The sequence below is a fragment of the Actinomyces sp. oral taxon 169 genome (assembly GCF_013394715.1).
Taxonomy (GTDB): Bacteria; Actinomycetota; Actinomycetes; order Actinomycetales; family Actinomycetaceae; genus Actinomyces.
On the sequence record NZ_CP058259.1, the window covers coordinates 845,532 to 863,314 of the forward strand.

The 17,783-nt window shown below is 63.7% G+C and carries 22 protein-coding genes and 1 riboswitch; of the genes, 8 read left to right on the forward strand and 14 right to left on the reverse strand.

Annotated elements, in window-relative coordinates:
- Window position 1: 1 nt before the first annotated feature.
- From HW274_RS03590 to HW274_RS03620, 7 genes are read left to right on the forward strand one after another with little or no spacing between them, the layout of a single operon-like run.
- Window positions 2-277 (forward strand): acyl carrier protein, encoded by a 276-nt coding sequence (locus tag HW274_RS03590; RefSeq protein WP_185989193.1) that lies wholly within the window; start codon window positions 2-4, stop codon window positions 275-277.
- A 2-nt stretch (window positions 278-279) separates the two neighbouring features.
- Window positions 280-1,446, forward strand: coding sequence for an acyl-CoA dehydrogenase family protein (locus HW274_RS12980; protein ID WP_390882755.1), 1,167 nt, complete (start codon window positions 280-282; stop codon window positions 1,444-1,446).
- Between the two features lie 38 nt (window positions 1,447-1,484).
- A complete protein-coding gene (locus tag HW274_RS03600) occupies window positions 1,485-2,540 on the forward strand; it encodes an HAD family hydrolase (RefSeq protein WP_185989195.1) in 1,056 nt (351 codons plus the stop codon).
- Window positions 2,537-3,379, forward strand: a complete 843-nt coding sequence (locus HW274_RS03605) for a thioesterase II family protein (protein ID WP_185989196.1) — start codon at window positions 2,537-2,539, stop codon at window positions 3,377-3,379. The genes HW274_RS03600 and HW274_RS03605 overlap by 4 nt, the downstream gene beginning before the upstream one ends.
- Window positions 3,376-4,101, forward strand: coding sequence for a 4'-phosphopantetheinyl transferase superfamily protein (locus tag HW274_RS03610; protein ID WP_185989197.1), 726 nt, complete (start codon window positions 3,376-3,378; stop codon window positions 4,099-4,101). Before HW274_RS03605 ends, HW274_RS03610 begins: the two co-directional genes overlap by 4 nt.
- A 54-nt stretch (window positions 4,102-4,155) precedes the next feature.
- On the forward strand, window positions 4,156-5,913 hold the full coding sequence (locus HW274_RS03615) for an AMP-binding protein (protein ID WP_185989198.1): 1,758 nt from the start codon (window positions 4,156-4,158) through the stop codon (window positions 5,911-5,913).
- Between the two features lie 11 nt (window positions 5,914-5,924).
- Window positions 5,925-7,514, forward strand: a complete 1,590-nt coding sequence (locus HW274_RS03620) for an MFS transporter (RefSeq protein ID WP_185989199.1) — start codon at window positions 5,925-5,927, stop codon at window positions 7,512-7,514.
- 114 nt (window positions 7,515-7,628) lie between these two features.
- On the opposite strand, the gene purU is transcribed toward HW274_RS03620, so the two are convergent.
- The 14 genes from purU to rpmB form a co-directional block, all read right to left on the reverse strand.
- Complete coding sequence (gene purU, locus HW274_RS03625; RefSeq protein ID WP_185989200.1) at window positions 7,629-8,501, reverse strand: formyltetrahydrofolate deformylase; 873 nt, start codon at window positions 8,499-8,501, stop codon at window positions 7,629-7,631.
- A 4-nt stretch (window positions 8,502-8,505) separates the two neighbouring features.
- The gene (locus HW274_RS03630) at window positions 8,506-9,441 is read right to left on the reverse strand and encodes an urea transporter (RefSeq protein WP_185989201.1); all 936 of its coding nucleotides are present in this window, start codon (window positions 9,439-9,441) and stop codon (window positions 8,506-8,508) included.
- A 61-nt stretch (window positions 9,442-9,502) separates the two neighbouring features.
- Entirely contained in the window at window positions 9,503-10,318 is an 816-nt protein-coding gene (locus HW274_RS03635; protein WP_185989202.1) for an urease accessory protein UreD, read from the reverse strand.
- Window positions 10,315-10,992 (reverse strand): urease accessory protein UreG, encoded by a 678-nt coding sequence (gene ureG, locus HW274_RS03640; RefSeq protein ID WP_185989203.1) that lies wholly within the window; start codon window positions 10,990-10,992, stop codon window positions 10,315-10,317. The genes HW274_RS03635 and ureG overlap by 4 nt, the downstream gene beginning before the upstream one ends.
- Window positions 10,993-11,026: 34 nt before the next feature.
- Complete coding sequence (locus HW274_RS03645; RefSeq protein ID WP_185989204.1) at window positions 11,027-11,815, reverse strand: urease accessory protein UreF; 789 nt, start codon at window positions 11,813-11,815, stop codon at window positions 11,027-11,029.
- Entirely contained in the window at window positions 11,796-12,287 is a 492-nt protein-coding gene (gene ureE, locus HW274_RS03650) for an urease accessory protein UreE (RefSeq protein ID WP_185989205.1), read from the reverse strand. Before ureE ends, HW274_RS03645 begins: the two co-directional genes overlap by 20 nt.
- Before the next feature lie 21 nt (window positions 12,288-12,308).
- A complete protein-coding gene (ureC, locus tag HW274_RS03655) occupies window positions 12,309-14,021 on the reverse strand; it encodes an urease subunit alpha (protein WP_185989206.1) in 1,713 nt (570 codons plus the stop codon).
- 17 nt (window positions 14,022-14,038) lie between these two features.
- Entirely contained in the window at window positions 14,039-14,350 is a 312-nt protein-coding gene (locus HW274_RS03660) for an urease subunit beta (RefSeq protein WP_185989207.1), read from the reverse strand.
- Complete coding sequence (locus tag HW274_RS03665) at window positions 14,347-14,661, reverse strand: urease subunit gamma (RefSeq protein WP_009406366.1); 315 nt, start codon at window positions 14,659-14,661, stop codon at window positions 14,347-14,349. The genes HW274_RS03660 and HW274_RS03665 overlap by 4 nt, the downstream gene beginning before the upstream one ends.
- Before the next feature lie 287 nt (window positions 14,662-14,948).
- Window positions 14,949-15,071: a type B 50S ribosomal protein L36 gene (ykgO, locus tag HW274_RS03670; RefSeq protein ID WP_003782012.1), complete on the reverse strand. Its 123-nt coding sequence runs from the start codon at window positions 15,069-15,071 to the stop codon at window positions 14,949-14,951.
- 78 nt (window positions 15,072-15,149) lie between these two features.
- Window positions 15,150-15,401, reverse strand: coding sequence for a type B 50S ribosomal protein L31 (locus HW274_RS03675; RefSeq protein ID WP_009395619.1), 252 nt, complete (start codon window positions 15,399-15,401; stop codon window positions 15,150-15,152).
- A 144-nt stretch (window positions 15,402-15,545) separates the two neighbouring features.
- Window positions 15,546-15,851 carry a 30S ribosomal protein S14 gene (rpsN, locus tag HW274_RS03680; protein ID WP_185989208.1) on the reverse strand — a complete coding sequence of 102 codons (306 nt, stop codon included), beginning with the start codon at window positions 15,849-15,851 and terminating at the stop codon, window positions 15,546-15,548.
- Window positions 15,851-16,024 carry a 50S ribosomal protein L33 gene (gene rpmG, locus HW274_RS03685; RefSeq protein WP_003789591.1) on the reverse strand — a complete coding sequence of 58 codons (174 nt, stop codon included), beginning with the start codon at window positions 16,022-16,024 and terminating at the stop codon, window positions 15,851-15,853. Before rpmG ends, rpsN begins: the two co-directional genes overlap by 1 nt.
- Window positions 16,021-16,260 carry a 50S ribosomal protein L28 gene (gene rpmB / locus HW274_RS03690; RefSeq protein ID WP_003789593.1) on the reverse strand — a complete coding sequence of 80 codons (240 nt, stop codon included), beginning with the start codon at window positions 16,258-16,260 and terminating at the stop codon, window positions 16,021-16,023. The genes rpmG and rpmB overlap by 4 nt, the downstream gene beginning before the upstream one ends.
- A 55-nt stretch (window positions 16,261-16,315) precedes the next feature.
- Here rpmB and HW274_RS03695 point away from each other — a divergent pair, with 55 nt between their 5' ends.
- A complete protein-coding gene (locus tag HW274_RS03695) occupies window positions 16,316-17,521 on the forward strand; it encodes a GTP-binding protein (protein WP_185989209.1) in 1,206 nt (401 codons plus the stop codon).
- A gap of 149 nt (window positions 17,522-17,670) precedes the next feature.
- Window positions 17,671-17,756: riboswitch (ZMP/ZTP riboswitch) on the forward strand.
- Window positions 17,757-17,783 lie beyond the last annotated feature (27 nt).

Consider the following 17,783-nt stretch of genomic DNA (forward strand, 5'->3'; position numbering starts at 1 on the left):
CATGTACTCACAAGAACAGGTTCGGGACGAGCTCAAGACGTTTCTTGCTCGCAGAATTCCTGAAGACATCCTCGATGACGACCTGAATATTTTTGAATCTGGATACATTAACTCGATGTTTGCAATGGAAATCGTGATGCATATTGAAGAGATCCTGGGTTTTCGTATTCCTGCAAATAGGCTGGATATGAAGAGCTTCCGGACGCTGGGTAGCATCACACAACTGGTCTGTTCACTACGTGACGAGGCAGGTAACTTGGAGGGCGAGGAACGGTGAGTGTGCTGCATGCAAGAGAAGACAAGGAATGCTCTGAGAAGACCGAGGTCAGAGATAGGTGGTGTGCATGGGTCAATGAGCGGCTCCTGCCCCAGGCCGCGTCGATTGATCAACATGGGATCACTCCCAGGTCTTTGCTTGCCGAAATTGGCTCTATCGGTGGGTTCTCCGTTGGACTCGGAGAAGTGGAGGGCGAAGAATTTGGTTCCTTGAGGGACATGGCGATAGTACACGAGGAGGTGGGACGTGGATCTGCTGCCGTCAGGAGTTTTCTTACGGTGCACTGCATGCTTCTTCAGGCAGTGTGTCGATGGGGTCGTCTACCTGTAGGAGACAACAGGTTGCACGACCTACTCAAGGGGACGCGTCTGGGCGGGCTGGCATTCTCGGAAATGGGAATTGGCAGCGACCTCGCTGGTGTGAAGGCTACTGCTAGCCGTACAGCGAGCGGCCGCTATGAGCTTTGCGGGATCAAACGCTGGGTCACAGGAGGACAGGTTCTTGACAGTGCGCTAGTCCTAGCTGTCGCGGATGGGGGCCCAACTGTGTTCTTGGTGGACTGCCACTCTACGGGCGTACGTCGCGAGGCCTTGTGCGACGTAATTGGTGCGCGGGGAAGTATGATGGCCGACATCCATTTTGAGGATGTGACTGTTGGCGATGACGCGATCATAGGTGGAGAGGGGATGGGGCTGGCGATAGCCACCGGTATTCTTGATTACGGTCGTTTGAGCGTTGCTGCGGGATCGGTTGGCATAGTGCAAGCTTGTCTTGACTGTTCGGTAGACTACGCGTGGCCCTGCTCTAAGGATGGACGCCAGATCGGTGATTTCCAGTTGATTCAGGAACTTATCTCAAAAATGTCTGTTGCGGCTTCTGCCGGTCGAGCTCTTGTAGCTGAAGCCGCACTGTCTAAAGAGCTTGGACTTTCTTCGACTCTGCTCAAGACGTGCATAGCCAAGCAGTTTGCGGCTACTTCTGCAGTGCAGGCGGCGAACGATGCGGTGCAATTGCATGGCGCTGCTGGATTGACGACTAGATATCCTGTAGAAAGATTGCTTCGGGATGCAAAGGTGATGGAGATAATTGAGGGCAGTACGCAGATCCAGCATGGCATTATCGCAGAAGCTACACGTGACGCCTTACGGCAAGTTGGTGGAGTGAGATAGTACAGACATAACTGTCGGAGGAGCAACAAGTCATCAATATGAGTACAACAGCGAACAATAAGGTGAAGTGTCTCATATGGGACCTAGACGAGACACTATGGGAAGGTACCTTATCGGAAGGAGGTGGTCATGTTCTGTGTTCAGGGGTGTTGGATACGATAGTCGAACTGGATCGCCGGGGCGTACTGCACTCGATCGCAAGTAGGAACTCGTACGATATTGCAATTCAGCGATTGAGGGAATTGGGAATTGACGAATACTTTCTTGTTCCGCAGATAGGTTGGTTCGACAAGGCGGAAATGGTCGCTCGAATCCAGAGAGATCTTAATATTGGAGTCGACTCGTTGGCTTTTATTGATGATCAATTATTTGAGCGCGATGCTGTACGGCACAGGTTTCCCGATGTACGAACATATTCGGCGGAGCAGGTTACTGAAATTACGAGCCTTGCTGAGTTTGCTCCGACGGTTTTGACTTCTGACTCAGGGAGGCGTAGGGAATTCTATAGGGCTGCGCTGAAGCGGAATGCTGACGAAACGGAGTTTGGCGGAACTGAAAAGGAGTTTCTCGAGTCACTGAAGATGCGGTTCCTTGTGAGAGACGCTCGCGTCGAAGATCTTGGCCGGGCTGAGGAACTGGTCGTCCGAGCGAATCAACTGAATTCGACGGGCGTTACGTATTCCTTCGATGACCTTCATGCCATGGTTGAGTCCAATGAGAACATTGTGCTGGTAGCCGAGTTGGAGGATCGGTATGGGTCATATGGTCAAATTGGCATAGCTGTAATCGAGGTCGGTGCGGCGGAGTGGACGATTATGTTGTTCCTCATGTCCTGCAGAGTGATGTCGCGCGGAGTCGGAAGTCTTTTTCTTGGCTTGATAGCAGAGCGGGCAGCCCTGAAGGGTGTCCGGTTGCAGGCTAGATTTAGGGATACCGGAAGAAATCGTCCAATGTATGTGACGTACAGACTCGCGGGATTTACCGAGGCATCATCGTTGGATGATCGGACCCAGTTGATGATGCTGTCCGAGGGGTTCCAGTACTCAAAGCCTGCCTACGTAGAGGTCATTGAGGAGTGGAGTAATTGTGAGTGAAAGCCGACGATGTACGGTATGGTGTTGTGATGGTACGCGATTTCCTTGTGAGTGAGCTATTTCCGTACTCTCGGTTTGACCGGGAGAAGGCTGTCCATCTGGTTGTCTTTCCTTGGGCGGGAGCTAGCGCGCTCTCCTGCCTGCGGCTGTGCTCAGTGGTCGGTGAGGCTGTTGGGGTGCTTGCGGTTGAGATGGCCGGTCGTGGGACGCGGAGTGATGAGCCGGCAGTTCGGACCGTTGAGGATGTTGCCGCAGAGGTAACTTCGGCGCTGGTGGACATCACGGACACCTCTGCGTTGATCGTCATGGCGGGCCACAGTTTGGGCGCGGCCTTGGCATATGAGACAGCGTGCCAAATGTCCGTGGCGGGACTGACTCCTGCAGGCGTGATCCTCTCGGGCCGGGCGCCGTATCGGGTCCCTGGTGGTTCGTCGAAGCCTTGGAAGTGCGGAGGCTGCCCAGAGCGACCTGACGACGTGTACCTAATGGACTTCTTAAGGAGTACCGGTAGTGCTGACGAGATTGCGAGCCTCAACGAGTATCGGCGGCGCGAGGTACTCGATCGCCTGCGTTCGGATTTGCTGATGAACATGGACTACGTCCCGGAACTGCGACCAGTCAGGTTCCCGATGTTCTGCTTGACAGGCCGTGAGGATATGATTGCTACGCCTGAGGCGTGCCAAGCGTGGCGCAACTATACGGCTGGCTACTTCGAACTCGTAACGTTGGCGGGTGGGCACTTCTATTTCAGGAACTACGGAGCTGAGACGTTCTACTCGACGTTCAATAGGATTGTTCATTTGATCATGGACTGGTGCGTGAAAGGTGTAAGCCCGTGAGTGAATATGGTGGTCTTTATATCGTAAGGCCGTCAGGTTTCACAAATGTCGAATGGCTTGGACTCTATGCTCTTAGCGCGGTTGAGGTAGACCAAGCGATGCGTCTGCGGTCCGTCCGTGCCCGGGCAGCCTATGTGGCCTGCCGTTCACTACTGCGAGCACTCGTCTCCACCTATGCGCATGTACCTGTTGATCAGATCGAAATTGGCCAAGGTGAATATGGCAAACCGGTCGTGACCTATCCCACCGGGGTGTGCGTGGAGTTCAACATCTCGCATTCACGTCAGGTGTCGGTACTGGCTATGGCGCCGGCTGTGCCAATCGGAGTAGACGTCGTGGAGGTGGCGGAGGTGCCCGAAGGTCAGGGATTTGCTCGGCGAGTTCTGACTGACCGGGAACTCGGCGTCTGGTCTGCATTGCAGCACAACAGGAGGGCAGAATGGCTGGGGCGGGTGTGGGCGGCAAAAGAGTCGTATTTGAAGTGGATAGGTGTGGGTCTGAAAGTCGATCCAAGGACTGTGGATGTGTCCTGGTTGAGCGGTATGAGTTTTAGGGTCGCAGGAGAGAAAGGATCATTCCCGGCAGCGTACGGTTGCTGGCGTGCGTACGAAGGCTGTCAGATTGCTTTTGTGCCTGGAGACTTGGACTTGTCGGTGGTCTCGACGCCTTGGAGGACGGTATTGGATAAACTTACTTGTCAAGGGTTTTCGGAACTGACGTAAAAGGAAGAGTGTGGAGGACGACTTGTTGTCATGTTCTCGAATGGAGGTATAGTCGTGTCGGAAGTCGAGGCTAGCGTTAATGGTTTGATGGGAGTGCTACGATGGCGTGCGCAAACCGAAGGTGATAGAGATGTCTTTCGCTGGTTGTCTGCATTTGGAGAAGTTGAGGATTCTGAGACATTTCGTGGGCTCTATGAAAAGGCTCGAACTGTTTCGGCGACGCTCGGGGCCATTTCAGATAGTGGAACCGTCGCTGTGGCAGTGAGGCGGTCGCTGTGGTTTCAACGAGTGTTCGCAGGTTGTCTGTTAGCTGGCCGGGTTGTTGTTCCCTTGCCTCCTATTATAGAGGCTTCAGGGTACTCGGTTTCGGAGCGTTTCGTCGCGATTCTGTTGCACTGTCTTCCGAAAATTTTGGTAGTTTCAGAGTGTGATAAGGGGCTAGCGCTGAGACTTTTGCAGGAGCGTGGCTTGAGTGCTGACTGCAAGGTAGTTGCCGCCGAGGAGCTAGTTAACGGAAGTGCTTCAAATGAGAGGTATGTTCCGAATGATCTGGATAGTGTTGCGTATTTACAGTACTCATCCGGTACTACTGGTAGCCCGAAGGCGATCGAGATCTCCAATCGTAATCTCGTGGCTAACATGAGGGCAGTTCGGCAGTATGCTGAACTATTTTCGGATGCGGTTGGCGTGAGTTGGCTTCCAATGGAACACGATATGGGACTCGTTGCAGGTATGATGATCGCAATATATAGCGGTTGTCTCATTTACGGTATGAGTCCCGATGACTTCGCGAAGCATCCGGAGAGGTGGATGAAATGGATGTCGGAGAGACGGGCAACGCACTCGATCGCACCTAATTTTGCTTACGGCATTGCGGCGGCTCGGTGTAGTGAGCAGTTGGCGGTAAGTCTTGATCTATCTCATCTTCGAGTGGTGCTGTGTGGTGCTGAACCGATTGACTCGATGACATTGGAAACCTTTGGGGCGCGTTTCGCTCGCTCCGGGTTACGGCAGACGGCTCTGTTCCCTTGTTATGGTTTGGCTGAGGCCACATTGTTTGTCACCGGCGGCCCGGTGGGTGCTGGCGTCCGCAAAATTGCGGTTGATTGTGATAAATTAGCTGAGGGCGAGTTGGTGGAGGCGGCCAGTGAAGGGGGTACTGAGGTCGTTTCCTCAGGGGCTGTTGAAGCTGGCTCAACGGTGCGAATCGCCCGATTTGAGAAAGGTGGGCAGGGTGTGGCGTTAGACGAGGGAGGTATTGGCGAGATCTGCGTAGCGGGGGATAATGTCTCTCGGGGCTATTGGGGTGATCATGTTAGTACGTTGAATACATTTGGTTGGGAGATCGAAGGTGATCATGAGAGGTTCCTGAGGACGGGGGATGTTGGCGCTGTTAAAGATGGGCAACTGTATGTGACTGGGCGCATCAAAGATATGATGATTGTGAGGGGCAGGAACTATTTTCCAGACGATATTGAGAAGTCTTTGCGAAGGGATTTGCCAATCCTGCGTGGGCGGAGGTTGGTCGTTTTTCAGAATGCGGAGAACCTTATCTGTTGCTTCGTGGAGGAAGTGATTGAGACTGACGGTAGTGCGGATGTTCCAGGTCCAGCTCCGGATGGCGATGATGAGGCTGGCAGCATGTTGCGGTCCGGAATCGAGCGTAGCGTGGCGCAAAGATATGGTTTGCATGTTGCTGACGTGCGGGTGATTCCAGCGGGCAGCTTGCCGACGACTGTCTCTGGAAAAGTTATCCGGACAGGTTTGGAGGACCGAATCAGTCGGTTAGGCGTTGGAGAGAACGACGAGTGAGTTGATGGGATATGGGAGCTGCAGCAGAGTCCGGTAGTCGCGAAATAGCAGATTTAAGGGATAGTCGCGTTTTGGCGCTTGTGCTCGTCTGCACGGTGAGTTTCATGAACGTCCTGGATATCACGGTGGTGTCGGTGGCACTGGGGGATGTCGGGCAGAGTCTAGGTGCGTCGCAGAGTGAGTTGCAGTGGGTAGTGGATGCCTACACGCTGCCGTTGGGGGCGTTGCTGATGTCAGCGGCGACTTTGAGTGGAAGTCTGGGTCGACTGCGATTGTTCCGATGGGGGCTGGTCCTGTTTACGGTGGGGTCGGCTGTGTGCGCATTGGCCCCTTCGATGCTCGTACTCAACGTTTTCCGGGCTCTTCAGGCGGTCGGTGGGGCGATCTTCCTGGGCGTCGGCGTTCCGATGATCTCTGATCGCTACGCTGCCGGACGCGAGCGGGCACGAGCTACCGGGATCTACGGGCTCATCTCAGGGGTCGCTATAGCAGTGGGACCACTGGCAGGCGGGGGCCTGGTCCTAGTCGCCGGGTGGCGCTCCATCTTTTGGATCAACGTCCCTGTGGGAGTGGTGTCCTGGCTGGCGTCGTGGTACGTGAAGGATGGCGGCGCGGATCGCAGAGGTTCAGAAGTGGATTGGCCCGGAACGCTGCTGGCAGTCGTTGCCACCGGGGGTGTGACGGTCGTCCTACTGGAGGGGGCCGCCTGGGGGTGGACTAGTGCACGCACGCTTGGTGCCGTCGCCGTCGGACTGGCCGCGATGGGGCTGTTCATGGCCGTCGAGCGGCGCTCGGACTCACCTATGGTTCCGGGACGCCTGCTGACTGACCGGCTCTATGCGGTGAGTATCCTGACCGGCTTTGCCGTCCAGGCCGGTCTGGTGGGGCAGATGCCCTGGCTGTCGCTGTATGCGCAGAATATCTACCTGTTTTCACCCCTGCAGGCCGGACTCTGCTTCCTCCCGTTCAGTCTCTGTGCCATCGCGGGGGCGTGGCTGTTTCGTGGCGGTAGTGGGCGCTGGGCGCCGTCGGCCAGGCTGCTGGGGATCCTTGTCATCGGGTGCGCGGCGCTGATGTCATGGGTGCTGTTGTACGGCTCATCGACCTGGGTGGTGCTCCTGCCGGGCCTGATCCTGGCAGGCATCGCGGTTGGCGCTGCCGGGACCGTGGTCAACGAGCTGGCGGTTGCCTCCTTCGAGGGTGATGAGGCAGGTGCGGCCTCTGGGCTATCCGCTGCGATGAGGCAGATCGGCGTGGTGCTCGGCGTGGCTGTCTCCGGTGTGGGGTTCGGTGGTGCGAGCGAGCACGTGGTGCGTCATCAGTGGCCGGTGGGTGCGCAGGAGCTTGTCAGCAGCGTGCGCTCAGGACAGGGACTGCGTACGACGGCTAGTGCTCCCGGTGCCGGGCGCAGCCTTCTTGCCGACGTCGTGCACCGTGCCACCGACTGGGGGATGGTGACCAGTTTCGCGATCGGGCTGTTCATCATGCTAATGGTGCTGGTGACCGGTGTCCTGTGGCTACGACGAGGAGGCGTCAACATGTCGAGTCCGGGGAAGAAGAATCCCCCGGCCCGAGAAACACCACGCACCCCACACCGCTGAGCGCGACATCCTCAGAATCTGCACCAGATCCGCTTGCATGACGTCGACTTGCCGCTCGAGTCGTCCACGTTGCTGTCCGGCTCTTATCCGGACGGCAGCGGGTCGGTGGTGCGCTCAGGCGAAGACGACGGTGCGGTGTCCGTTGAGCAGCACCCGATGCTCGGTGTGCCAGCGCACCGCCTGCGCCAGCACCCGGCGCTCGACGTCCTGCCCCTTGGCCTGCAGCATGGACACCGAGTCCTCGTGCCCGGCCCGCGTCACGTCCTGCTCGATGATCGGCCCCTCATCGAGGTCCGCCGTCACGTAGTGCGCCGTCGCCCCGATGAGCTTGACCCCGCGCTCGTGCGCCTGAGCGTAAGGACGCGCCCCCTTGAATGACGGCAGGAACGAGTGGTGAATGTTGATGACGCCCCCGTGCAGCCGCTCGCACAGGGCGGGGGAGAGGATCTGCATGTAGCGGGCCAGCACCACCAGCTCGACGTCGAGGGAGTCCACCAGCCCCAGCAGCTCGGCCTCGGCGGCCTCCTTGGTGTCCTTGGTGACCGGGATGTGGTGGAAGGGCACCCCGTAGAACTCGGCGACGTCCCGCAGCGTCTCGTGGTTGCCCACCACGCCGACGACGTCGACCGGCAGCCCCTGACTGCGGGCTCGGAAGAGCAGGTCGGTCAGGCAGTGCCCCTCCTTGGAGACCATGATGAGGGTGCGCATCGCGCGCCCCACCTCGTCGAGGCTCCACTCCATCTCATACTCGCCGGCCAGCTCGGCCAGGTCCTTCTCCAGCTCCACGCGCGGCACGGTGGTGAGCACCTGGACCCGCATGAAGAACAGCCCGGTGGAGGAGTCCCCGAACTGCTTGGACTCGGTGATGTTCCCGCCGCGGCGCGCCAGCGTACCGGTGACCGCGTGGACGATCCCCGGGCGGTCGGGGCAGGACAGGGACAGGACCAGGTGGGCGGCGGAGTCGGTGTGCACCGTGGAATGAGCCATGGCCTCAGCCTAGTCGGCGCTCGCGCCACTTGACGACGGCGAGCATCAGCCAGGTGGTCACGATGAAGGGCCAGGTGTAGGTCGGCACCGGGATCTCCGTGAACACCCGGTCCACGACGACGGTCAGCACCGATCCCACCACCGCCAGCACCCAGGCCCGCCTCCCGGGAGGCAGGAGGACGACGCCGATCGCGATCGCCGTCAGGCACGGCGAGTATCCGCCCAGTCCGTGCGCCGCCTGGCCGGCGGGAACGAGCGCCAGCGTTGCTGCCGTCCCGACGACGCTGCCCAGCAGCGCCGCCGCCCCGACTCTCCACCCGGCGATGAACAGCCCAGCCAGGATCAGCGCCCCGCCGACCCAGGAATCGACGAGCACCACCTGGGACTCTCCCGTCAGCACCGCCTCCGGGACCAGCCAGGCCGTCGCCCCACTGACCGGCGCCGGATCCGGCACCATCGGCGCATCGATCGCCCTGAGCAGAGCGGTCAGCAGGCCGGAGACGATGCAGAAAGGAGCCGTGAGCGCCGGGAGCCCGACCGGGGCGAGTGCGCGCTCCAGCGCGCGGTGGACCGCGGGGCAGGCCGCCGCACCGACCACGGTGACCAGCGTCGCCGGCCAGAAAACCCCCATAGCGGCCCAGGCCGCCGCTCCCACCAACGCTCCGTTGTAGCCCTGGAGACCGTCACGCACACGTAGATCCAGCAGCCTGGCCGCCACCGTCGACACCGTCGTCCCGAGGACCACCTGAAAGGCCATGAGCGGTGAGTAGACGGCGATGCCGGCCACGATGAGCAGTCCGGTGAGCGCCCGGGGCTGGAGGAAGATCTGCCCCACCCCGCGCCCCAGTGCGCCCACGCCGGACGAGACGATCGACGGGACGGCCGAGGCGCCCGGTTTGTCAGCCGGGCGGTGGGACTGATGAACAGATGACTCAGGCATGAGGGGCTCCGATCGATAGAAGCATCGGGAGGTGCCCGCCGCCCAGGCGAGCGGGCTGTTGCTAGTACTTGCGCAGGTTGAGCCTCGGCGCGCAGAACCACCGGCTGCGCAGAAGCTCGCTGATGTCGAGCATGAGATCGGTCAGACGGGTCGTGTCATCGCCCAGCGCCCGGGCGATGAAGCCGGGTCCCTGCACCCGCGTCACTGCCCCGCGCACGCCGTCGACCTCCAGCATCTGGGCCACCTCATTGACGAGGGCGTCATCGACCCGGGCGTCGAGCACCGTGAAGGAGGCCAGGTGGCTGTGCCCCTCCAGGCCTCCTAGCCCCGCCAGCCCGGCCTCACCGGGGACCAGGCGCAGGTTGTCGACGACGGCGCACCGCCCACCGACACGGATGTCAGTGCGCATCCGCACACAGTCGTAGCCGAAGGCCGAACCGTCCGGGGCCCAGCCGGGGGTGAGGACCTCCAGGGACATGAAGGTCGCCGTCGGGTCCATCTCAACCAGGGTGGTCTGCCGGTAGGAGGACTCCCGGTAGGCGATGACCTGGTCGGGAACGAGCTCCAGCACGGCCCGGGGCCCCAGGCTCACCCGGGTGTCCTGGCGGACCGGGCAGGTGGGGGTGCGGTAGATCTTCGTGGCCGCCTGGGTCGTCAGCACCGCCGAGGCCCCCTGGAGGACCTCGACCTCGGTGAGATAGGAGTCGCCGTCCAGGTACCCGCCTCCGGGATTGACCACGTAGTAGGTCACCTGCCCGCTCTCATCGAGGTACAGCGGGCGGAAAACCCTCAGTGCTCCCCGGTGGTACTGCTCGACGGCGACGCTCCGGTCCCCGCCCCGGGCGATCCGCAGGTGCAGCTCGCCGGTGGTGCTCACGACTCCAGGTCCGTCATGAGCACGTCATGGTGGATCCACTCGATGACCTGCTCCAGGCCCTCGTCGGTCTTGAGGTTGGTGAAGCAGAAGGGCTTGTCACCCCGGAACACCTTGGAGTCGGCCTCCATGACCGCCAGGTCGGCGCCGACATGAGGGGCCAGGTCCGTCTTGTTGATGACGAACAGGTCGGACTTAATCATCCCCTGACCGGCCTTGCGAGGAATCTTCTCGCCCTGGGCGACGTCGATGACGTAGATGGAGAAGTCGACCAGCTCGGGGGAGAAGGTGGCCGAGAGGTTGTCGCCTCCCGACTCCACGAACACCACCTCCAGGTCCGGGTGGCGCTCCACCAGCTCGGCGATCGCCGCCTCGTTCATGGAGGTGTCCTCACGGATGGCCGTGTGCGGGCAGCCCCCGGTCTCCAGCCCGACGATGCGGTCCACCGGCAGGACCCCCTGCGCAGCGAGGATCTTGGCGTCCTCGATCGTGTAGATGTCGTTGGTGACGGCGGCCATGGAGACCTCCCGGCTCATGGCCCGGGTGATGCGCTCGATGAGCTGGGTCTTGCCAGCCCCCACCGGGCCGCCCACCCCGATCCGGACCGGGCCGGGGTGGGAACGGCCCGCTGGCTGCTCGGGCGCGTCCGCGTGCTGCTGGCTGGTTGCTGCTGACATGAGAATCTCCTCACTAGCTCTTCAGGAAGGTCTTTCAGGACATGAACATGCGGGCCCGCTGGCGCTCGTGCCGCATCTGGCTGATCTCGATCCCGGGCGCGGCTGCCCCCAGATCCATCTCGTCAAGGCCCCCGATCCGCCTGACCGCGGCGCGGACGTCGCCGCGCACCGAGGCGATGGCGCGCTGACCGGCGTCCTGCCCCAGGGGGATGGCCCGAACGGCGTTCTGCGTCAGTGAGATGACGCTGGACTGGAGGTAGGCCGCCGCGACCGCCGCCGCCGGCGCCTCCAGCGCGTAGCCGGCGATCGCCAGCACGATGGCGGGGTGGGAACGGCAGCCCCCGCTGCCCTTGGTGCCTCCGGTGCCCCCGGCGTTCCCGCTGCCCCCGGTGTCCACGAGCGCCGCGTATCGGCTCAGCAGCCTGCCGCCGTCGGTGCCCTCCAGGGCCAGGCGGGCGATGGTGAGCATCCTCCGCCCCATCGTCACCCCGGCCCGGCGCACCTGGATCGGCACCGCCTGAGCCACGAGGAGCGCGTCGAGGTGCGCGATCGCCTCCCAGTCATCGGCCGCCACCGCCTCGAAGGCCAGCCGCAGCCCCAGCCCCTCGGAGAAGGTCAGCTGGGTGGACACGAGCGCGCGCAGCCAGGACACGAAGGAGGCCTCACCGTCCACGACGCCCTCGCAGATGTAGGTCTCCAGCCCGAAGGAGTGGGAGAAGGCACCCGTGGGCAGCGCGGAGTCGCACAGCTGGGCCAGCGGCAGCTGCCAGCCGGCGGGCTCGCCCCACTGTGGGGCGGGAGTGTCAGTGAGTGTGCTCGGCATGACGGAAGGGGACGGGCAGGGACCGCTCCATCCGCGCGTGACGCACACCCAGGTGCTCCAGGTAGTGCTCGGCGGTGTGGTCGTACTGGATGACCATGACGCCGTCATGCCCCTCAAGGCCCGGGAAGGGCTCCTCCGGCCCGAAGAACTGGGCGGGCAGGTGCCGGTTGCCCAGGTTGTGGGCGACGACCCCCATCTCGCGCACCGTGGCGGGCGCGATGACCAGGACGTCGGTGGGCTCCAGGCGCACGACGACGATCCCGCGCTCGTTGCGAAGCAGGATGTCGCCCTCGCGCAGGTCCGGTGCGCCCGGCGCGAGCCGGATGCCGAGCTCGGTGCCGTGGTCGGAGCGCACTCGTTGGATGCGTTTCGTGAGGTCGGCCAGGGGGAGGACCACGTTCTCCACGTGCATGCCCTCCAGCTCCTCGCCGGGCAGGTCGTGGATATTGCCTGAGATGGACTCGATAATCATGAAGGCTCCAGGGGTGAGGGTTCAGAAGAGGAAGTAGCGCTGGGCCATGGCCAGGACGTGGGCGGGCTCGCAGGTGACCTTCTCGCCGTCGACGGTGACCTCGTAGGTCTCGGGATCGACTGTGAGCGCCGGAGTGGCGTCGTTGAAGGCCATGTCCGCCTTCGTCAGCCGCCTGACCCCGCGGGCCGGGCAGATCCTCTTGCGCAGCCCCAGGCTCTGGGGCACTCCCGCATCGATGGCCGCCTGGGACATGAAGGTGATCGAGTTCGACGCCGGCGCCGCCCCGTAGCCGCCGAACATGGTGCGCATGAGCGTGGGCTCGGGGGTGGGGATCGAGGCGTTGGCGTCGCCCATGACCGCCGAGGCGATCTGGCCGCCCTTGAGGATCAGGGACGGCTTGACCCCGAAGAAGGCGGGGTCCCACAGCACCAGGTCGGCCCACTTGCCCTCCTCCACGCTGCCCACGACCTCGGCGATCCCGTTGGTGCGGGCCGGGTTGATGGTGTACTTCGACACGTAGCGCTTGATGCGCAGGTTGTCGCCGCCCTCCGGGTCCCCGGCGAGCCTGCCGCGAGCCTTCTTCATCTGGTCGGCCACCTGCCAGGTGCGGATGACGACCTCGCCGACGCGCCCCATGGCCTGGGAGTCCGACGACGTCATCGAGAACACGCCCAGGTCGTGCAACACGTCCTCGGCCGCGATCGTCTCCGGACGGATGCGCGAGTCGGCGAAGGCGACGTCCTCCGGGATGGCGGGGTTGAGGTGGTGGCACACCATGAGCATGTCGAGATGCTCCTCAGCGGTGTTGCGCGTGAAGGGCAGCGTCGGGTTGGTCGAGGACGGCAGGATGTTGGGGTCCTGCGCCAGGGTGATGATGTCGGGGGCGTGACCGCCGCCGGCGCCCTCGGTGTGGAAGGTGTGGATGACCCTCCCGCCGATCGCGCGGCGGGTGTCCTCGACGAAGCCGCACTCGTTGAGCGTGTCGGTGTGGATGGCGACCTGCACGTCGAACTCGTCGGCGACCTTGAGGGCCTCGTTGATGACGGCGTGCGTGGCGCCCCAGTCCTCATGGATCTTGAAGCCGACCGCGCCGGCACGCAGCTGCTCGGCCAGAGGCTCCCGGGTCGAGGCGTGTCCCTTGCCCAGCAGGCCGATATTCATGGGGAAGTCCTCGACGGCCTGAAGCATGCGGGCCAGGTGCCAGGCCCCGGGAGTGATCGTGGTGGCGTTGGTGCCGTCGGCCGGTCCCGTCCCTCCTCCGATCATGGTGGTCACCCCCGAGGCCAGGGCGGTGGCGACCTGGGTGGGGGAGATGAAGTGAATGTGGGAGTCGATGCCCCCGGCCGTCAGGATGCGGTGCTCGCCGGCGATCACCTCCGTGGAGGCGCCGATGACGATGTCGACGTCGTCCATGATGTCCGGGTTGCCCGCGGCGCCGATAGCGCTGATGACGCCGTCGCGGATGGCGACGTCGGCCTTGTAGATGCCGGTGTAGTCGATGATGATCGCGTTGGTGATGACGGTGTCGGGGATGCCCTCGTCCCGCGTGCGCTGGCCGTTGTGGCCCATACCGTCGCGGATGACTTTGCCGCCTCCGAAGACGGCCTCGTCGCCACGGTGGGTCAGGTCCCGCTCGATCTGGGCGAACAGGTCGGTGTCGGCCAGGCGGACGGCGTCCCCGGTGGTGGGGCCGTACAAGGCGGCATGCTCCCGGCGGCTGAGTTCCTTGCTCATGATGTGCTCCTGTGCTCTCAGCCCTCGACCGGGCCGTTCGTCTCGCCTGCCAGACCGAAGACCCGTCGAGCTCCCGCCAGCGCCACCAGGTGGACTGGTCGGGAGTCGCCCGGCTCGAAGCGAACCGCGGTTCCGGCCGGAATGTCGAGGCGGAAGCCACGAGCGGCCCGCCGGTCGAAGGACAGCGCGGGGTTGACCTCGGCGAAGTGGAAGTGCGAACCGACCTGAATGGGACGGTCCCCGGTGTTGAGGACGTTGAGACGGAGGGTGGGGCGGCCCTCGTTGATGGTGATGGTGTCGTTCACGAGTCGGTACTCGCCGGGGATCATGGCAGGCTCCTGCGAATCGGGTCGTGAACGGAGACGAGCTTGGTTCCGTCGGGGAAGGTCGCCTCCACCTGGACCGCGCGGATCATCTCGGGGACTCCCTCCATGACGTCGTCGTAGGTCAGCAGGGTGGTGCCGTAGGCCATGAGATCCGTGACCGTGCGCCCTTCGCGGGCCCCCTCGAGGATCTCCGCGGTGATGTAGGCGACTGCCTCAGGATGATTGAGCCGGATACCCCTGTCCTTGCGTCTTCGTGCCAGGTCTGCGGCGACGACGATGAGTAGCTTCTCCTGCTCACGAGGGGTGAGGTGCATGGGGGCTCTCCCAGAGATGGATCCGGAGCGGGCGCATAGGCGCGAGCTTGTCCGCGCACGACGGACGCCTATAGGCAATGCCTGACATGTTGCAGAAATATTTCCGACTGTTGAGCGGCAAGGATCAGGGTGCTCCTGACCCCCTTGGTTTTCCGCGTCATGGTGGGAGAGAACTGAATATGGTTGACGTGCTATCAATCGTCGGCGACTGATGTCGATACTGAGGAAAAGAAGGGCCGGGATGCGTGCTGAGACGCATCCCGGCCCTGCGTGGGCGGTGGTGACCCTCAGCCCTGACGGGCCTTGAGGCGGGGGTTCTTCTTGTTGATGACGTAGGTGTGGCCGCGGCGTCGGACCACCTTGGACCCCGGCTGCTTGGCCAGGGACCGGATCGAGGCACGAACCTTCATGTCGGCTCCTTTCCTTCTTCGTGTCCAGTGAGGGCGGTGAGAAATTGAAACGAGGGGCGGTGCGCCCCGCCTGAGCGACTACCGCTTGCGCTTGCCGTAGCGGCGCTCGAACTTCTCCACCCGGCCGGCCGTGTCCAGGATCTTGCCCTGGCCGGTCCAGAACGGGTGCGAGGCACTGGAGACCTCGACGTCGTAGACCGGGTAGGTGTTGCCGTCCTCCCACTCGATGGTCTCCGACGACGTCAGGGTCGAACGGGTCAGGAAGGCGAAGCCTGCGGACTTGTCGCGAAAGACAATGGGCTGGTAGCTGGGGTGGATCCCAGGGCGCATACGAGCTCCTTGGAAGGGGTGAATATGAGAACTGACGTGGTGAACGAGTACCGGCAGCGGTGCTGAGAGGGGAGCGGCTGCGAGCGTGCTGCGCCGTGGGCCCCGGCGGGTGCGGGCCCGCAGACCCACCCCGCCCGCACTCGCCTACCAGGAGGACTTGACGATGCCCGGCAGCTCGCCGCGCAGCGCCATCTCGCGGAAGCGCACTCGGGAGGTGCCGGTGACGCGCAGGTGTCCGCGCGGGCGACCGTCCACCACGTCACGCCGACGCAGACGAGTGGGGGAGGCGTCTCGCGGCAGCGCGTGCAGCGCCGCCATCGCCTCATCGCGCTCCTCCTGGCTCAGGTGAGGGTTGACCGAGGCCCGCTTGAGCTCGGCACGGCGCTCGGCGTAGCGCTCCACCACCTGCTGGCGCCGCAGCTCGGCGGCGATCTTGGACTTCTTGGCCATCAGCGCGACTCCTTGTACTCCACGTGCCGGCGCACCACCGGATCGAACTTGCGCAGCACTAGCCGGTCGGGGGTGTTGCGGCGGTTCTTGCGGGTCACGTAGGTGTGGCCCGTCCCTGCGGTGGAGACCATCTTGATGATCGGCCGCAGGTCCTTGCCCTTGGCTCCGCTCATGACAGCTTCTCCCCTCGGGCGAGCATCTGAGCCACGACGACGTCGATGCCCAGCTTGTCGATGGTGCGGATGCCCTTGGCGGACACCGTCAGGCGCACGGTGCGCCCCAGGGACGGCACCCAGTAGCGCTTGCGCTGCAGGTTAGGGTCCCAGCGCCGGGGCGTGCGCTTGTGGGAGTGGGAGACGGACCGGCCGAAGACAGGCCGGGCCCCCGTGACTTGGCAGTAGGTGGTCATGACGAGCATGATATAAGAATGATTCTCAGTTTCGTCAACTCTGCTGGAGGACCTCGTGAGTGATCCCTCGGATGACTTTGCCGGCAACCTCGCTGACATCCCCGGCTCCCCGGCCGACGGCCGGCACACCCTGGCCGTCATCGGCGCCGTCGACCCCGCCCTGCTGGACCTGGTCGACCTCGCCCTGGCCGGTCAGGACGCCGTCGTCATCCGCGCCGGGCTCCACTTCGGCGCCGACGACGAGGCTGGGAGCGCGGACGCCGACGACGACCTGGTCCGGCTCGTCAGCCACAGCTCGGCCGAGGGCTTCGACGACGAGCCGGTCAGGCTCGACGTCCCCATGCCCTCCACCTGCCCCACCTGTTCCCTGCGGGAGGTCCTGGCCGCCGTCGCCCAGGACCGTGCCGCCCAGGACTCGCGCGGCACCACCGTCATCCTCCTGCCGGCGGCCATCGAGCTCGCCCACCTCCTGCCCGGCATGGCCGAGGAGCTCGCCGGCACCGGCGTGAGACTGGCCGGGGCCGCCCACGTCCTGGACGCCACCACCGCCCTGGACGAGCTCCTCGAGCACCGCCAGCTGAGCGCCTTCCCCGGTGACTCCCGCTGCACGGGCGCCGTTCACCTGACCAACCTCGGATACGCCGACCTCGTCCTGGCCCTGGGGCGCGACGAGGACCCGGCCGGGGCAGACCTCATCGAGCACCTGCGCCCCCACGACGCCCTCATGCTCCCGGGACTCGACGCACCCCTCCTGGAGACCCTCACCACCCTCACCCACGACGTCGCCGCCTCCTTGAGCCGCATCCACCCCGCCACCACCAGCGCCTGGGGCGGCCCCGATGAGCACGGCGTGTGGACCCTCGACCTCAGCGCCTCCCTGCCCTTCCACCCCGAGCGTCTGCGCTCCCTCGTCGTTGAGCTCGCCGGTCAGGGCCTGTGCGCTCGCGGCTGCTTCTGGCTGCCCAGCCGTCCCGGCCGGGTCTGTACCTGGGAGGTCGCCGGAGGTGCCGTGAGCGTCGGTGACGCCGGTACCTGGGCGGAGGTCCCGGCCGCCCCCTCCGATGCCGATGACGACGTGGCCGGCGAGCCCCGCTGCCACCTCGTGGTCACCGGCGTCGGGGACGAGGAGATGCGCGAGCAGGTGCGCCGCGCCTTCTCCCGGATCCTCCTGCGCCCCGAGGAGATGGCCCAGGCCCTGGCCTGGATCGGCGCCGACGACGGCCTGGGAGACTGGTTCGGGCAGGAGGACCCGGAGGGCTGAGCGCCCGCTGCCTCTATGTAAGCCGCACCACCCGGTGACACATGACGGCGCCGGGTGGTGCCGCGTGGTCGGTGTGGCGCGACTGCGCCCCGGCGCTGGGCTGCGCTGTGCGCTAGGGGACGGCACGGCTGTGCTCCGGCACGGTAGGGTGTTCCCGTCGCGACTGGCGCCGGGTGGATCACCACCGGGGAGCGGCACGAACACGACTCCGGGGTCGCCCGCCTGGGCCACGGATCGCCCACCAGTGCGCGCACAGCCGCCG

What these genes read in the sequence shown, in the direction of transcription:
- ureG (WP_185989203.1), bottom strand. Translation starts at nt 10,992, where the DNA reads ATGTCAGCAGCAACCAGCCAGCAGCACGCGGACGCGCCCGAGCAGCCA.
- HW274_RS03675 (WP_009395619.1), bottom strand. Translation starts at nt 15,401, where the DNA reads ATGCGCCCTGGGATCCACCCCAGCTACCAGCCCATTGTCTTTCGCGAC.
- HW274_RS03590 (WP_185989193.1), top strand. Translation starts at nt 2, where the DNA reads ATGTACTCACAAGAACAGGTTCGGGACGAGCTCAAGACGTTTCTTGCT.
- HW274_RS03645 (WP_185989204.1), bottom strand. Translation starts at nt 11,815, where the DNA reads ATGCCGAGCACACTCACTGACACTCCCGCCCCACAGTGGGGCGAGCCC.
- rpsN (WP_185989208.1), bottom strand. Translation starts at nt 15,851, where the DNA reads ATGGCCAAGAAGTCCAAGATCGCCGCCGAGCTGCGGCGCCAGCAGGTG.
- ureC (WP_185989206.1), bottom strand. Translation starts at nt 14,021, where the DNA reads ATGAGCAAGGAACTCAGCCGCCGGGAGCATGCCGCCTTGTACGGCCCC.
- purU (WP_185989200.1), bottom strand. Translation starts at nt 8,501, where the DNA reads ATGGCTCATTCCACGGTGCACACCGACTCCGCCGCCCACCTGGTCCTG.
- rpmB (WP_003789593.1), bottom strand. Translation starts at nt 16,260, where the DNA reads ATGACCACCTACTGCCAAGTCACGGGGGCCCGGCCTGTCTTCGGCCGG.
- HW274_RS03630 (WP_185989201.1), bottom strand. Translation starts at nt 9,441, where the DNA reads ATGCCTGAGTCATCTGTTCATCAGTCCCACCGCCCGGCTGACAAACCG.
- ykgO (WP_003782012.1), bottom strand. Translation starts at nt 15,071, where the DNA reads ATGAAGGTTCGTGCCTCGATCCGGTCCCTGGCCAAGCAGCCGGGGTCC.
- HW274_RS03660 (WP_185989207.1), bottom strand. Translation starts at nt 14,350, where the DNA reads ATGATCCCCGGCGAGTACCGACTCGTGAACGACACCATCACCATCAAC.
- HW274_RS03665 (WP_009406366.1), bottom strand. Translation starts at nt 14,661, where the DNA reads ATGCACCTCACCCCTCGTGAGCAGGAGAAGCTACTCATCGTCGTCGCC.
- rpmG (WP_003789591.1), bottom strand. Translation starts at nt 16,024, where the DNA reads ATGAGCGGAGCCAAGGGCAAGGACCTGCGGCCGATCATCAAGATGGTC.
- ureE (WP_185989205.1), bottom strand. Translation starts at nt 12,287, where the DNA reads ATGATTATCGAGTCCATCTCAGGCAATATCCACGACCTGCCCGGCGAG.
- HW274_RS03600 (WP_185989195.1), top strand. Translation starts at nt 1,485, where the DNA reads ATGAGTACAACAGCGAACAATAAGGTGAAGTGTCTCATATGGGACCTA.
- HW274_RS03620 (WP_185989199.1), top strand. Translation starts at nt 5,925, where the DNA reads ATGGGAGCTGCAGCAGAGTCCGGTAGTCGCGAAATAGCAGATTTAAGG.